The 14,201-nt window shown below is 62.2% G+C and carries 19 protein-coding genes; 5 read left to right on the forward strand and 14 right to left on the reverse strand.

Annotated elements, in window-relative coordinates; genetic code table 11:
• Positions 1–347 precede the first annotated feature (347 nt).
• Positions 348–1,262 (reverse strand): RNA-guided endonuclease TnpB family protein, encoded by a 915-nt coding sequence (locus CD04_RS21540; protein WP_038167558.1) that lies wholly within the window; start codon positions 1,260–1,262, stop codon positions 348–350.
• A gap of 60 nt (positions 1,263–1,322) precedes the next feature.
• The gene (locus CD04_RS24470; protein ID WP_038167560.1) at positions 1,323–1,643 is read right to left on the reverse strand and encodes a transposase; all 321 of its coding nucleotides are present in this window, start codon (positions 1,641–1,643) and stop codon (positions 1,323–1,325) included.
• On the opposite strand from CD04_RS24470, the gene CD04_RS23655 reads away from it, so the two are divergent.
• Positions 1,642–1,818, forward strand: a complete 177-nt coding sequence (locus CD04_RS23655; RefSeq protein WP_156030148.1) for a hypothetical protein — start codon at positions 1,642–1,644, stop codon at positions 1,816–1,818. The genes CD04_RS24470 and CD04_RS23655 overlap by 2 nt on opposite strands.
• A 5-nt stretch (positions 1,819–1,823) precedes the next feature.
• On the opposite strand, the gene CD04_RS24475 is transcribed toward CD04_RS23655, so the two are convergent.
• Both CD04_RS24475 and CD04_RS24480 read right to left on the reverse strand, forming a co-directional pair.
• Positions 1,824–2,132, reverse strand: coding sequence for a hypothetical protein (locus CD04_RS24475; RefSeq protein ID WP_231480490.1), 309 nt, complete (start codon positions 2,130–2,132; stop codon positions 1,824–1,826).
• Positions 2,111–2,416: a hypothetical protein gene (locus tag CD04_RS24480; protein ID WP_231480491.1), complete on the reverse strand. Its 306-nt coding sequence runs from the start codon at positions 2,414–2,416 to the stop codon at positions 2,111–2,113. The genes CD04_RS24475 and CD04_RS24480 overlap by 22 nt, the downstream gene beginning before the upstream one ends.
• A gap of 1,500 nt (positions 2,417–3,916) precedes the next feature.
• Here CD04_RS24480 and CD04_RS21555 point away from each other — a divergent pair.
• A complete protein-coding gene (locus tag CD04_RS21555) occupies positions 3,917–4,123 on the forward strand; it encodes a DUF3563 family protein (RefSeq protein WP_038167562.1) in 207 nt (68 codons plus the stop codon).
• A gap of 275 nt (positions 4,124–4,398) precedes the next feature.
• Here CD04_RS21555 and CD04_RS22520 read toward each other — a convergent pair whose 3' ends face one another.
• Positions 4,399–4,758, reverse strand: coding sequence for a hypothetical protein (locus CD04_RS22520; protein ID WP_156030150.1), 360 nt, complete (start codon positions 4,756–4,758; stop codon positions 4,399–4,401).
• A 405-nt stretch (positions 4,759–5,163) separates the two neighbouring features.
• On the opposite strand from CD04_RS22520, the gene CD04_RS0107005 reads away from it, so the two are divergent.
• The 3 genes from CD04_RS0107005 (at position 5,164) to CD04_RS0107015 (ending at position 6,088) form a co-directional block, all read left to right on the forward strand.
• Complete coding sequence (locus CD04_RS0107005) at positions 5,164–5,412, forward strand: AbrB/MazE/SpoVT family DNA-binding domain-containing protein (protein WP_197033046.1); 249 nt, start codon at positions 5,164–5,166, stop codon at positions 5,410–5,412.
• Complete coding sequence (locus tag CD04_RS0107010) at positions 5,412–5,759, forward strand: type II toxin-antitoxin system PemK/MazF family toxin (RefSeq protein WP_031405369.1); 348 nt, start codon at positions 5,412–5,414, stop codon at positions 5,757–5,759. Before CD04_RS0107005 ends, CD04_RS0107010 begins: the two co-directional genes overlap by 1 nt.
• Positions 5,760–5,830: 71 nt before the next feature.
• Entirely contained in the window at positions 5,831–6,088 is a 258-nt protein-coding gene (locus CD04_RS0107015) for a YciI family protein (RefSeq protein WP_051849000.1), read from the forward strand.
• On the opposite strand, the gene CD04_RS0107020 is transcribed toward CD04_RS0107015, so the two are convergent.
• The 9 genes from CD04_RS0107020 to CD04_RS0107065 all read right to left on the reverse strand — a co-directional run bounded on the left by CD04_RS0107020 (position 6,066) and on the right by CD04_RS0107065 (position 14,196).
• The gene (locus tag CD04_RS0107020; RefSeq protein ID WP_031405371.1) at positions 6,066–7,352 is read right to left on the reverse strand and encodes an RNA-guided endonuclease TnpB family protein; all 1,287 of its coding nucleotides are present in this window, start codon (positions 7,350–7,352) and stop codon (positions 6,066–6,068) included. The genes CD04_RS0107015 and CD04_RS0107020 overlap by 23 nt on opposite strands.
• Positions 7,353–7,658: 306 nt before the next feature.
• The gene (locus CD04_RS0107025; protein WP_031405373.1) at positions 7,659–8,099 is read right to left on the reverse strand and encodes a hypothetical protein; all 441 of its coding nucleotides are present in this window, start codon (positions 8,097–8,099) and stop codon (positions 7,659–7,661) included.
• Positions 8,100–8,802: 703 nt separating this feature from the next.
• Complete coding sequence (locus tag CD04_RS23090) at positions 8,803–9,918, reverse strand: acyltransferase (protein WP_156030152.1); 1,116 nt, start codon at positions 9,916–9,918, stop codon at positions 8,803–8,805.
• 85 nt (positions 9,919–10,003) lie between these two features.
• Positions 10,004–10,546, reverse strand: a complete 543-nt coding sequence (locus CD04_RS0107040) for a hypothetical protein (RefSeq protein ID WP_156030154.1) — start codon at positions 10,544–10,546, stop codon at positions 10,004–10,006.
• Positions 10,547–10,549: 3 nt separating this feature from the next.
• The gene (locus CD04_RS0107045; RefSeq protein WP_031405376.1) at positions 10,550–10,831 is read right to left on the reverse strand and encodes a hypothetical protein; all 282 of its coding nucleotides are present in this window, start codon (positions 10,829–10,831) and stop codon (positions 10,550–10,552) included.
• Positions 10,828–11,322 carry a hypothetical protein gene (locus tag CD04_RS0107050; protein WP_156030156.1) on the reverse strand — a complete coding sequence of 165 codons (495 nt, stop codon included), beginning with the start codon at positions 11,320–11,322 and terminating at the stop codon, positions 10,828–10,830. The genes CD04_RS0107045 and CD04_RS0107050 overlap by 4 nt, the downstream gene beginning before the upstream one ends.
• Positions 11,323–11,330: 8 nt before the next feature.
• Positions 11,331–11,711 carry a hypothetical protein gene (locus CD04_RS0107055; protein WP_031405381.1) on the reverse strand — a complete coding sequence of 127 codons (381 nt, stop codon included), beginning with the start codon at positions 11,709–11,711 and terminating at the stop codon, positions 11,331–11,333.
• A complete protein-coding gene (locus CD04_RS0107060; RefSeq protein ID WP_051849001.1) occupies positions 11,708–13,873 on the reverse strand; it encodes a DUF3987 domain-containing protein in 2,166 nt (721 codons plus the stop codon). The genes CD04_RS0107055 and CD04_RS0107060 overlap by 4 nt, the downstream gene beginning before the upstream one ends.
• Positions 13,864–14,196, reverse strand: a complete 333-nt coding sequence (locus tag CD04_RS0107065; protein WP_081857842.1) for a CHC2 zinc finger domain-containing protein — start codon at positions 14,194–14,196, stop codon at positions 13,864–13,866. Before CD04_RS0107065 ends, CD04_RS0107060 begins: the two co-directional genes overlap by 10 nt.
• Positions 14,197–14,201: the final 5 nt, after the last annotated feature.

Genomic DNA, 14,201 nt, shown 5'->3' on the forward strand with positions numbered 1-14,201 from the left:
ATGGGGCGCCCCATCACGAGCAACGCATGCTAAAAATGGCATGCTTTCCGGGGCATGACCGAAAAATGACGCTTCTGTCATCTTCGTCTCATGCCACGCCGGCCTGAACTCGCCAAAAGCGATAGATAGGCCGGCTTGACCGCTCAGGCTCAGGCGTTGGCGCGTCGTTCTGTGATCGTTGCCGGCGGCAAGCACAGGTCGGAGTCCTTGCAGGCTTGCACGCGCACCTGCACTTGCACACCCTGCAGGAGCGCGAGACCGCGCAGGCCAACACGCGTGCCGTCTTTGTAGACCCCGATGGTCCTCCCGCCGACGCGCAAGCCAGTGTTCTATGAACTCTCCCCCCACTAAACTGCTTGTGCGGTTGTCGTGGGGGTTTCGCGGGTCACAGACTTGGACTTGCCACGTTGCCGTGGCAGAGGTTTCGGCCTCGCCGCCACGCCCGTTCCAGGCGTGTTCGCGTCGACGAGCACCACCAACGCGCTGTTTTGGTCGCGTTGCATGACATGCCCGCAGTGCGGGCATGTCATGCATGCGCTCTGCGAGCGTCTTGGGCACGATCTCCCAACACGCCGAGCAGCGCTGCGACGGTTTGAGTTGGCGCGTGTTGGCGTGTTGCTCAGGTGCAGGCGCGTACCAGCTTCTTCCGCTTTGTACGCGAGCATCGGATGCGCCATGCCGAACCCTGCCGAGAGGTTCTCCCGGTTGAGTCCGGCCTTTTGCCGCACGCGACGGCCCGGTGTCTCCACCGTGCCCTTCGCGCTGCGGCTCATGTTCTTGGGTGCGAGTTCTTCGGTCGCCAGCACCGCGCATTGCCGCACCATCCTGGTCGTTTCCTTGTGCACGAAGTCCCGGCGCAGGTTGCCGATGCGATCATGCAGCCGGGCGATGGCACTGCCAAGCCGCTTGTGCCGAATGGAGCCCCGGCGCTTGCGTGCGCGCTGACGTTGCAGCGCGGCAAGGCGCGGCAGTTCCTCGCGCACCCAGCGCGGGTTGTCGATGTTCCGTCCATCATCGAACGTCGCCCAGTCGGTGACGCCGAAGTCCACGCCACGGCGTAGATCATCGGTGCGCTGCCGCGCGCAGGCTTCTTCGGGCACGCGCAGCGTCACCGACACGAACCACTGACCGTTCCTGCGCGTGAGGGTGATGTCGTTAGGCTTCGCGTCAGCGCCGAAGCGATGCTGCCCACGCGCCCGGATGGACATGGCGGATGGACCACTGCCAAGCCGCAGCGTGGCGCCGCGGTGGCCGTTCTGCATGAGCTTCCAGCCAGCCGGGTCGGGGTATGAGAAGCCGGAGAACCGCTTGGCCGCTTTGAATCACGGGAATCCAGGCGTTTGACCAGCGTTGACCCGGCGAAAGAACGACTGGAAGGCGAGATCCAGCCGCCGCAGCGTCTGCTGCAGCGCGTGGCTACCGAGTTCCATGAACTCGGGGCGATCGGCCTTGATCGCGGGCAGCGCGTTTTGCTGCTCGTAGTAACTGATGGACTTCTTGGCTTTGCGCCAGGCGTCGATGCGCTCTTCGAGCGCCGCGTTGTACAGCTCGCAGTGCAGTCGCGTCCACGCATCCAGCTGCGCCATCTGCGCCATCTGCACGGCATTGGGATACAGCTTGAGCGTGACTTTGCGCCGTTGCATGCTGGTATTTTATCCAGCTAAAGACGGGGCAACAAGCGCAAACTGCCCGCTTGACCCCTTCCTGCCCGGACGGCTTCGCCTGAGTGACGCTGAGCGTCAGGCCGGGCGAGGAACGGGAATGCGCGGGCATGTGTTCATCGACAACGCCGAGCTGACGGCGGTCGACACGTACTAGCTCTACTACTTCACGCTGGCGAGGATTTCCTTGAGCTGCTGTGAGTCTGGCGGCCCCACCATCATCATCGCGTCGCCCTGCTTGTTGCGGTAGAGCAAGGTGGGCACACCCGGAGACTTTGTGGCTTCGAGCAAGGCATTGTTGGCATTGAGAATGGCGCTGCTGCTGGGCGACACCTTGGTCGTCGGAGTGATGCCGCCACCTTTTCCGTTGGAACCTTTGCCATAGGTGTTCTCGTTCTCGTAGAACGCCGCAAGGCGGTTGGGCGCCTGCAGAATGGCGGCCCCCTTGGTCACGCTGGTGGGGGTGAGCACGGCCACCGGCACCCAGCGGAATTCGAGACCATCCTTTCGACCGCAGAGCGCAGCGCGGTGTACAGCTCATGGCAATACGGGCAGTTGGCGTCGAAGAAGATGTACAGCACACGCGCCCCCTTGCCTTCGGTAATGGCTGTGGCCTTCCCCATATTGGCGAGCACCTTCACGGCATCGGGATTTTGCGTTTGCTGCGCAATGGCCGGTGGAGCAATGCCGACGAGGCTGGCGCCAAGGGCAGCGGCGCATGCGGCGCGCAACAGGGTGCGTCGATAGGGATCCATCGGTGTAGTTCCTCGTTGTCAGAAAGCCATTTGCACCGCAGTATGCCGCAAGCCTTGGGGGTTTGCTCGGCGCCGGCCTCGGTCGTGCATCCCATTGACGCGGTCTTGGCCCGGCCGAGGCATGGCTGTCATAGCGGCAGCTTCATGCTCCGCCTTTTCTTCGACCATCGTGACGTTGCCGCAGTTCGATAGCAGCGCTCGAGGATTCGCAGCATGAACTGACCCAAACCGCGGGCGCAATGCCCGCAGACCTCGCTTACGGACTGCACGACAGGAGTCGTGCGTCCGCACAAGATGAGGTCAACATGAAAAGCCCCAGGCTTGTGGACTGAGGCTTCGAATCGTGGCTCCCCGACCTGGGCTCGAACCAGGGACCTGCGGATCGACGCGCTGCGCCCCCCGATCCCAGCCTGCTCCAAGCTCATACCTGATTTGGAAAAGACTGCCAGGCCTCGGCGCCCCACGCGCGACAGGGTGGGGCTTCGCCTGAAAAAAGGGCGACCCAGCGGGCCGCCCAGGAACAAATTTTCACGTGCAGAACCTATCGCGTCCAGCGCGCGTTATCAGTGCAGCGCCACCGCCCCCGCCCCCTTCACCGCCCCAACCGGCGCCTGGTAGTCGAGGAAGGTCAGGCCAATCCAGCTCTCGGTGTGTTGCATGCACGTCGAGCAAGAATCGCTTGAAGTCCAGGCTTGGCTCATCACAGGCATCAGGGATGAGTGCCCGCAGCTGCGGGTTCGCACAGAACCGCGCGAACTCTCTCTCGATGACCACGTCTTCTGGCTCCGTAATGGTCGCGAAGTCGCGCATAGTGATGTCGCCAGTGAGCAAGCGGACGGTGATGGGCGGGATGCCGAGGTATCGAGCTGCCTTTGCGACGAACGATTGGTCGCGGAGCAGTTAGGGCGCTTGGCCGCGCTCGAGCATTCGCAGCTCCCGAGCGCTCACACCGAGCTCCTCCGCCAGCCTCCCTGCGCTGTGAAGGCGAAGACGCGCATCATCGAGCAGCCAAGCGAGGAGCGGGCCTCCGGGATGTCGGTAGCGCCTGCGCATTCGTGCCGAAGGTGCTTCGGACCGTTCTGCGGCCTGGTCAAGCGCGGCCAACGCCGAATCTTCGCGGTCTGTCGTCATAAGTGTCCTAGGGAATGCACGAAAAGTCATGCACCTCGTGTAGCGACCGCTCTCCAGCGGTCGGTCATCACGGGACGTCCTCGAAACCAAAATTTGGGCGGTGGGAACCGTGCACCTGGCTTGGCGAACCTGGCTTTGGTGCCTGCCGCCGAGACAACGCAATCGTCCCAAATACGCCGCGCAATGGTGCAACGCGACAATTTGTGAGGCTAACGCTCGCACTGACATTCCAAGGCGATGGCGGCATCCCGATGCTGCAATTGCTGCAAAGCAACACCGGCAGTGTGGATTCTTGAATCCTGACGAGAACCTGCTAGATTAGGGTTAACCCTAGTTTCAACGAGAGGCTCCTCACAAGGGAGACACATCATGAGCACGCTCACACAATTTCTGAACAAGATTTTTCCAGGCCTCGAGTCGCAAGAGGAACTGAACGAGGATTACCTCGCGCAGTCTGTCGACACGGCAGACCTTGAGCGCCGCATGCACGACATCGAATACAGCGGCATCGAGGATGCGCCTTTCCCCCTGAGCACGTCAGTGCCCGGTGCTTCAGGCTGGAGGCCGATGTGGTAACCAGCGGCGCTCCTGACTGTGCGCCAGCTTTCGGCGCGGAGCGGGCATTGGGCGTCGCGAGCGCTTGCGACCCGACGCCCTTCGTTTCCGCGGCCAAAACGCTGCTGCGCGTGCCGTTTGATGCGATGCGTGAGCACTACGCGAGCGCGGTTCGAGCAGGACTCATCGAGTGCTCCCAGATTGCCTCAGCGAATTTTGAGCGCAAGCTGGCCGCCTTGGAGCGCGCAACGCTTGGGCCTTGGGCGCGGCGGGTTTGAGTTTCACCATGCGCGGTCTTAACGGCCGCGGCGTTTGACGAATCCTCGCTCCTGCAGGGTTCTGAGCAAGCTGCCCTCGGCTTCGCCTTGGACGGCGTCAAAGAGCTGCGCCCAGAGCCTGTACGCGCGTGTGTTGCGCACCCCTTCGGCGGGCGCTTTGCCATAGCGCCCATTCGCCACTGCCTGAGTGGCGCTACGAACCGCCGACAGCGCCTCGGCCAGCGGGTCAGGTGCCGTTGCAGATTCAGCCGCCTGAGGATTTCCCGTAACGCGTAACCGCCCCACCGCCTCCATCAGTCGCTCAGCGGTTACGGCGGTTACAGGCTGCTCGCCACTGCGCTCAGCAGCCTCCGCGACCAGCCGCTGCGCTTCAACCAAGCGCCATCCAGGGTCGCGCTCCCGTCGCTCTTCGTCTCGTCGCTGCCGTTCCGCTGCATCCCTTGCTGGCGCGCAAATCCTGGCATCAACAAAGGCGCGCTCGTCCTCCGAGAGTTTAGGGAGACTGCGGACGGTGAGGGGACGGAGGAGTAACGAACGCGGTTTTTTGTGATTGTGAGCCACCCTGCGGGGTGGCTCAATTTCTTGAGTCGATGTCATCGGTGAACCGCTCCCAAAATTCCTTCGGCGCGGAAAGAATTGAGCAGGACCCTCTCGACACGATTTCACACGCCCAGACCAATGGCTCCGCCAGTCAACGTACCGCACGCCAAGCGACCGGACAATGTCCTACTGGAATAACATATAAAGTGCTACTAAAATAGCACTTCCGCAGAATAGGAGGCGATGATGCTTCAGACCCTACGCAAAGCCGGCGGCTCTCTCGTGATGACTGTGCCCAAGGCGTTTATCGACCAAAATGGACTGGGTGACGGGTCCCAGGTGGAGCTCCATCTCCTGGGCAAGAAGATGACCGTGGAAGCGCCGACCCGCCCGCGTTACAAGCTGGCCGACTTGATGGCTGAGATGCCAGAGGGACTGCCGCGTGTCACAGGTTGGGATGAGATGCCCTCGGTTGGACTGGAGAGTGGCTGATGGCGTATCTGCCGAACCGTGGCGACATCGTGCACCTCGATTTCGACCCATCTTCCGGTCGAGAGATGAACGGCCCGCACTTCGGCCTTATCCTGAGCGGCAAGGTCTTCAACCAGCAAGGTCTGGCGATGATTTGCCCGATTTCGCAAGGGGCGGCTGCAGTGGCGCGCACCTATGGAACGGTCGTCACCTTGATGGGCACGGGAACGGATACCCAAGGTGCGATTCACTGTCATCAACTCAAGTCGCTGGACTGGCGGGCGCGGAATGCGCGCTTCAAGGAAAGCGTGCCTCAGTTCATCATTGAAGAAGTCCAAGCCCGAGTCGAAGCCATCCTGTTTGACTGACGGCCATGGCTACGGGATGGGGACTTCCGGGGGCGCAAGCACAAAATCAACGCACCGCGTGAACAGAGGAAATGCTCTTCGCCGTCATCCTCCACGACAAACCGGGCCAAGGCGCGCTGAGGGCCGAGCTACTGCCCCAGGATCTCGAGTGGCTGGACCATCACTCCACCGAGATAATCGGTGCTGGCTCATTGCGGCATGAGCCCGGAGACGTCCCGCTTGGCGGGCTTTGGCTCGTCGAGGCCGAACACAAAGAGCAGGTCGTTGCACTCCTGCAATCAGACCCGTTTATGAACTCTCCCGCCACTAAACCGCTTGCGCGGTTGTAGTGGGGGTTTCGCGGGTCACAGACTTGGACTTGCCCTGTTGCCGGGGCAGAGGTTTGGGTCTCGCCGCCACGCCCGTCCCAGGCGTGTGTTGCGTATTGAATGCGTCGATGAGCACCACCAACGCGCTGTTGCGGTCGCGCGGGGCCGTGTGCCCGCACGGGCACACATGCATGCGTTGGCTCAGCGTCTTGGGCACAATCTCCCAGCACGCCGCGCAGCGCTGCGACGGTTTGAGCTGGCGCGTGTTGCTCAGATGCAGTCGCGTACCAGCTTCTTCCGCTTTGTACGCCAGCATCGGATGCGCCATGCCGAACGCGGCCGAGAGGATCTCCCGGTTGAGTCCGGCCTTTTGCCGCACGCGACGGCCCGGTGCATCCACCGTGCCGCGTGCGCTGCGGCTCATGGTCTTCGGGGCCAATTGCTCGGTCGCCAGGACGGCGCATTGCCGCACCAGCTTGGTTGTTTCCTTGTGCACGAAGTCCCGGCGCCGATTGCCGATACGCTCGTGCAGCCGGGCGATGCGACGCCCGAGCCGTTTGAAGCGCAACGATCCGTTCTTCTTCCTGCCGCGCTGCCGCTGCAGCGCGGCAAGGCGCGGCAGTTCCTCGCGCAGCCAGCGCGGGTTATCGATGGTCCGTCCATCATCGAACGTCGCCCAGTCGTTGATCCCGAAATCCACCCCGCGGCGCTGATCGCCCGTGCGCTGCCGCGCACAGGCCGACTCGGGCACGCGCAGCGTCACCGACACGAACCACCCATCACCTTTGCGCGTGAGGGTGATGTCGTTGGGTTTGGCCTCAACCCCAAAGCGGTGACGCCCGCGCGCCCGGATAGACAGGGCCGCATCGCCGCTTCCCAACCGAAGCGTGGCACCACGGCCGCCGTGCTGCATGAGCTTCCAGCCAGCCGGGTCGCGATAGGCAAAGCCCGAGAACCGCTTCGCGGCCTTGAACCGCGGGAATCCAGGCGTTTGACCAGCTTTGACCCGGCGAAAGAACGACTGGAAGGCGAGATCCAGCCGCCGCAGCGTCTGCTGCAAGGCATGACTGCCGAGCGCGATGAACTCAGGCCGATCCGCCTTGATCTGTGGCAGCGCGTTTTGCTGGTCGAAGTAGCTGATCGACTTGCCGGCCTTGTGCCAGGCGTCGATGCGCTCTTCCAGTGCCGCGTTGTACAACTCGCAGTGCAGCTGCGTCCACGCCTCCAGCCGCGCAGCTTGCGCGGCATTGGGATACAGCTTGAGCGTGACTTTGCGCCGTTGCATACTGGTATTTTATCCAGCCTGGAGAGGAACAACAAGCGAAAACCGCCCGCTTGATCCCCTCCTGCCCGGACGGCTTCGCCTGAGCGACGCTGTGCGTCGGGCCGGGCGAGGAAGGGGAATGCGCGGGCATTTGTTCATCTCGGGCCTGCGGGCGTCATACGACGTGTTGCACTGGTCGAAGGCATTCCCGGACCGTAGAGTGCCAGTCTGACCAAGTGTCGGTGTGCCGCCCAACTCCGACTGATTGCCCCTGCTTACACCCAGGGCGAGTGAAGCCCCTCACTGCCGAAGCAGGAGGGGCTCGAATCAACCTTGTTGCCTGCGCACCTTGAGCATCGCACCGTCGCGCGCAATCTGCGCGTGCATAGCCGCCATCTGATTGGCAACATCCCGTGCATTCAGCTCATCTGCGAGCAATTTCCGCCCCGTCGCCTTCTCGTACATCTTGACCACGCAGTACTTCGACTGCGCTGACGCGGACCGCAGCTGAGCTGTCAGCATGCCGGACCATTCCGGGTCATTGGCGATGTACTGGATCGCCGGCTCCAGCATCTTGGCACCGAACCGGCCCATTTCAAAAAAATCGTCCGGCTTCAACCGCCCCGCCATCATCAAAACTGCCAGCCGCGGCACGCGTAAATAGACCGCGCACGCTCCGGCAAAGTCATCAGAAATCTGGTCAACCTTGCGCAACCCGGACATCAGCAAATTGATATACGGATAGCTGTAGCCCAGCGCCTCGGCCACCCGTGGCGCTGTGGCCCGCGCGCGACATCGCGCGACGCCCGGCGACCGGATGGCACTGACAGAGTCACTGACATCCACCCGGCGTCGGGCCTGAAAAGCATCAAGGCCTGACAGCTTGCGCTGTAAGGCCTTGATTTTACTCTGGTTTTCTTGGCTCCCCGACCTGGGCTCGAACCAGGGACCTGCGGATTAACAGTTCCCCGAATGCTATATTTGGCAGCACATCGCAACACGAAACAATAGGAAAATCCGGCACATAGGCGATTCTCTGTTTTGTGGCGTGCTGTGGATAACTGCCATTTTTTGCCCCTGAGTGTCCCGCCAGTGTCCCGCAGCTCGGCGGCTTCGCTTGGATCGCCATTGCACGGGCGATTGAGGAGAGGTTGAAAGGCCGCGTCGGAAACCCCGCGCTGACTCCAATTAGGGAAAAATTTCCACAATTGGACACTGGCAGGTCCCGCGACCTCGCTGTCGAGAAGTCCGGCTTTGGCTCGAGCAAAACCTACGAGGCAGCCAACCGCGCCGTGGACACGCTTCCTGCGACGCTGGTAAACGCCTTGGATGATGGGCGGCTCGATTGCATGGGGTTGGTTTCCCCAGCAGCCCGATAGCTGGCGCATCAATGCGTTGGTGCTGCGGGGCGAACTTGCCAATGTCACATCCGTCGCCGCTGGTCTTAGCGTATGACTCAAGTTCGGCGAAATCAGGCTGGCTCGACGACAGTCTCTCCAGCAGGCGAACTCTCTTCTTTGCGTTCAGATGTCCGAAACCCAAAGTGGCGTTTGATCTTGAGAAACGGCAACTCGATAAAACGAAAGGAGAACATCGCTGAAAGATATGAAAAAACAAAAATCGCGGCATCAAGAGCAATAACTTGCGGGCGCCCGTGCGCAGACACATGTGCCTTGGCTAAAAGAAGAATCGGGTAATGCCAAAGATACCAACCGTACGATATCCGTCCTGTATAAACGAGAAGTTTTAACGATAAAAATCGTTTGATCCATGAATCGCCTTGAAGTGCAATGACGATCCACGCCGCAAAAAATGCAGCAATGCTGAGTCCTATCGTCTCTGTAAATCGTGCATCGTAGGGCAATAAAAGGAAAATCGCAAGGATGGCGATCGCTGGAACAGTGACCGTTTTTCTTGCTAGTTCTTTGACGTTAGTCCAGGGCATAAAGGCTATAAAACATCCCATGAGCAAGCCATCGGAATGTGTATCAAAGCCGTTGTAGGTTCGCTCTGCGCTTGCGCCGGAAATAGCAAGAAGCGATCTCCACGCAATAATGGAAATGATTCCAATAAATAAAAATCGTTTTGAATTTTTATTTCTCAGAAATAAAAATAATAATGGCCAAAGAAGATAAAATTGCTCTTCCATTGATAAAGACCATGTATGCCCTAGGAGCCCTTCTGAAAACCAGCCAAATGCTCGGTTCCAATTCATCAGATAAAAGCCCGAAAGCACGGCTGCACGAAGGTAATCTACCCTGTGCGCAGGGTTCGGGGAAGCGATCGCTACAGCAACTTGAAATGCCAGCAAGCAAACGAGCGCAGGTGCGAGTCGCAAAAGACGCCGAAGGTAAAAATTGCGAAAATTTATTGTCCCTTGTTGAGACTCTTCATCGATTAGAAGGCTTGTAATTAAATAGCCGCTAAGAACGAAAAAAATATCAACTCCCGCCCACCCGCCGGGTACATAAGTGTTAGATATGTGAAAAAGTACGACGGCAAGGATGGCGATCGCCCTTAACCCATCAAGAGATGGCTCATATTTCATAATGTTCAATGCACGATTTGGTTTTTGAGTTGTAGGCAAGTCTACCTTGGGTACACTTGCCTTTGGCGTCCGGTATCAGCGTCTCCGCCTGGATCACCAGACCTTGCGCATCATGCGACGGCCTTTAGGGAGTGACAAAACTCACTCGGCCTGAATTTCCGGCGAGCTGGCGCATCAGATCGCTGGCGCTGGTGAGCAATTCTGGGTCCGGCTCCACGTCCTTAGCGGTCAGCACTCGCGCATGGCTGGACAGCTCTGCGCCGACTCCGCGCAGCAGCTCGTCAGGGTCAAGGCCGATGCTGGCGCAGGCGTCGGCGTAGGCGATCCAATACGCCTTGATGCTGGCGGCGACTTCCTCGATGCGCTCGGTCAGGCGGTCGAACTCGTCGGGGTCGCACTCGTCGCCAGTGGTCATGTGGACCAGCAACCCCAGGTGCGCGACGTAGCGGATAACCTCCGGCTCGATCAGCAGCGCGGCATGCAGCGCCATGCGCTCGGCGCAGTTCAGCAGCCTGCGGAACTCCAGATCGTGCGCGCGGTAGGTATGCACCGGGGCGGTGTCGCCCAGGCGGTCGGCCTCGGCTTCGTCGCGCCGACCCAGTGCCGCGATCATGGCGACGACGCGCTGCTGCGGCGTCAGGGTCGAATACATCTTGTCGGTCAGCATGGGTCAGTCCTTCGTCAGTTGCGCCCGTAGAGCGCGCTCCAGCGCCTCGGTGCGCTGCTCCAGCTCGCGGGTCTCGAAGATGCGGACCATCTGACCCAGGACGTAGGCAAACTTGGTGCCGTCCGAAGGGTCCAGGCTGCCGTCGCGCATGTCGTTGTAGACCCGGCCCAGCTCTAGCCGGATGTCGTCGATGGAGTGCAGGCGGACACGATCACGCCGGGGGGTAGGGTCCAGCACCTCGCCAGTAACGACGCGCAGCGCGGCGGTTTTCGGTTTCGTGCTCATGTCGTCGTCCTCCCTTGCAACGCGAGCAATAGAGCCTCGGCGCGGCCATCGTCTTTGACGCGGGTCAGGTGGTCGGCGGCGCCGGGGATCAGCCGCTTGCAGATCGCAACCGATGCCCTCTTGTCGGCGCCTGCGGGTATCCCTGCACGACGCTTCCAGACTGCCGGCTGGATCAGGTCATGCGGCAACCCGAGCGCGGCCAGCACGGCGGTAATGCTGCCGAAGGTGTGCCCGAATGAGAATGCGCCGGTCGGCCCCTCGCCAAGACGTGCGCCGACCCTCTCCGCCATCGTGAACGCGGGTAGATGCTGGCGCAGGATGCCCGCGAGCGCAGCGGCGTCGATCTGCCGGCGCCCGGTCGTCGTCGGCAGTGTCGGCATGTCGTAGACCGCGATGAACTCGCCGCCGTCGCCGATGAATCCCACGGCGCCAGCCAGGCCGGGGTCGATTCCACAGATTACGGCCATGATTGATTTCCAGTTGATTAACAATCAAGTTTTCAAGCGGCGGCGCGCTGGATCGTCTCGACGGCCTGCCGCTCGGCCTCGATGTCGTCCTCGATGTCCGGCCACGGTGCGGCACGCTCGACTGGCCACGCCTGCGCATAGCTCCGGGGCTTAGGGATCGGCGCGACGGTCAGCAGTAGCGTTAGCCCTCGGGCGGTGACGACAGCCCAGGTCGCCGAGCTGGTCGCCGTGGTCAGGCGCCACGCGGACCAGTCCACCCCCTGCGCCGATCCATCGCCGTGCGCGGCCAGTAGTGCGGCCAGGTCGTCGCCGTTATTCGCTGGCACTGTTGCGACTGCGACTGTTGCGACTTTTGCGACCGTTGGCGCAGGGGATCGCGCCACGCCTTGGCGGATCAGGTCGGACAGGCTCACGATTCGCCCTCCTTGCGACTGCGACTGTTGCGACTTTCCCCTGCGTCGGTCGCATGGGTCGCAAGAGTCGCAGTCGCATGGCCTAGCAGTTGCGGATTCAGCTCGATGGTTCGCCGGTTGCCTTCTTTGACGACGCGAACCCGATCCAGCCCTGTGAGCGCGTGCAGTGCGGCATCCAGGGTCGCGCCGTCGCGCAGCGGCCCGCACCGCTGAGCCGTCTTTCTCGAAACCTCGCGCGTCGCATGCTGCGTGCAGTAGGCCAGCACCCAAGCATCCAGCCGCGCGGCGTCGGCGACATCCGGGGATAGTGAAAACTCCCCAAGGAAGCGGCGCGCTTCGCTCAGGTGCCATGCAACGATGCGCGCGGCGCCGTTGAAAGCTTCCAGGGAGACAGCGCCGGGCGTGCCCTCGAACACATGGAACAGCAGCGCCAAGCGCGCCGCGTTGTCCGCCGTCTTGGATGCCACGTCGCGCACATCGGACAGTTCACCCCCGATGCACAGCATGCCCTCGATTCCATCATGAAAGGCCCGCCACGCCTCGAATGCGTCCGGCGCGAACCCGAGTAGGACAGGCTCCAGCTCGCCCGCGTCGTTCATCGGCAGCGCGGCCCGAAGAATCTCTGCCATGCGCCGGTTGAAGGTTGCCAGTGCCGGCCACTGCTCGGGTGCAGCTTGGAAAAAGCGCGTGCCCTGCGTCGATGCCGGCCATGCGACCAGGAAGCGGGCAAGGAACCCGATCCCACGCGCAAGGCCAGCAGTGCGGTCGAAGAATTGCCGTAGGGTCAGCTCTTGCACTTGCAGCGCCATCGTCAGCCGAGCGCCGCGTACCGTGAACGATCCGCCCTCCTTGCGTCGATCAATCGGAATGTCTCGACCGTCCCACAGTTGATTCAGGATCGAGAAATTGCGGGTCATGCTCTCGGCGCCCATGCCATGCGATCCGAGTACGGTTCCGGCCTCGGAGCTGATAACGGCGGCGGTCGGCCACGCCTTGGACAGTCCCCAGGTCAGCGCCTCGGGGGTGGCGTCGCCGTACAGCAGTCGGGGAACTCGGGGCGGCTGCGGCTCGTCGTTGACCAGATCGCGCAGCTTCGCGGCCAGGTCGGCGGCGGATTTCCCATTGCGCGCGGCGGTTCGGATTGCATCCTGTAGGCCGGATTTCTCGGCCTCCCATGCGGCCATCTCCGACTTGTACGCCTTGATCGCCGGCTTCGCGGCCTCGACCTGCTCAGCCTCGAAGTCGCGCAGCGCCTTGGTAAAAAATCCGTCCGCCGTGGTCTTGCGCTCGCCGGATTCCGCGATGGTCAGCATGAACAGCGAACACGGCCCCGTCAGCCGGTCGGCGCGCTTGATGTCGTGCAGCCCTTGCACAGCCACACTCACAGCCGACAGCGCGGCGGATGCGACCAGTGGAAGCGGCGCGCGGGTGAACCCTTGCACCTCTTGGACTGCGGCCAGGATTCGCGCCGGCAGCGCGTCCAGGGGGTAGTCGTCCGGCTGCACCTCGGCGACCAGTTCCTGCGGCTCCGGCCACTGGTCGGCGACCTCGGACTGGATCACGGGCAGCGCCAGCACATGCTCGGCAGTGGCCTCGGGATGCGCCTCCAGCCATTCCGCTGCGTCGCCCTTCGGGGGTAGATTCAGCCTCACCACGTCGATGATGCGAACCTCGGCAGCGATGCCTTGCAGCTTGGCGGCGACGGTCTGCGCGTACTTGGCGCCTGCGGCGTCGAAGTCCGGCCAGATCAGCACGCGCCGGCCTTGCAGCGGCGCCCAGTCGGCGGTGTCTGCGCTGCTGGCGCCGCCCGATGTGGTGGCGATGACGCCCAGCTTCACAAGCGCATCGGCGGCCTTCTCCCCCTCTGTCACGATCACCGCAGCATCGGGGTTTTGCGCCAGATCGTGCAAGCGATACAGCGGCTTGCCGGTCGGCGGCGCAGGCGGCTCGCTCAAGTTGTATTCGCCGGCAGCGTTGCGCACCATCGGTCGAATCCATTTCGGCTCGCTCGGATGTTCGGCACGGATGCGCCAGTAAATCGGCTCGCCGCTGGCGCTGGTGTATTCGTGCAGCCCGGTCGGCTTGAACCCTTTGCGCAGCACAGGCGCGGCCAGGCGGCGCGCGGCCTGTTGCGGGGTCTCGATGCGGTCGATTACTTCCATGCGACCCCCTCGACCCAGCAGCCCAAGCGCCGGCAGGCATCACGGAAACTGAGACCATCGCGGCGGCGCAGGAAGGCGATCAGGTCCGATCCGCCCTCGCCACAGGCCATGCACCTGTACGCGCCGGTGTGCACGTTCACGCGCAGGCTCGGGCGCTTGTCGCCGTGGAAGGGGCACAGCGCATCGCGCCAGGTGCCGGCGCCCTTGAGCGAATCCAACTCGTCGCCGTAGAACTCGGCAGGGCTTGGCAGCCGGGCGCGGTCCAGGTGCCCGAGCGGATTGCGCTGCTGGCGCTGGGGTGAGTAATGGCGCGCGGGCATCATGGCCG

This window comes from Thiomonas sp. FB-Cd, from assembly GCF_000733775.1.
Lineage (GTDB): Bacteria > Pseudomonadota > Gammaproteobacteria > Burkholderiales > Burkholderiaceae_C > Thiomonas_A.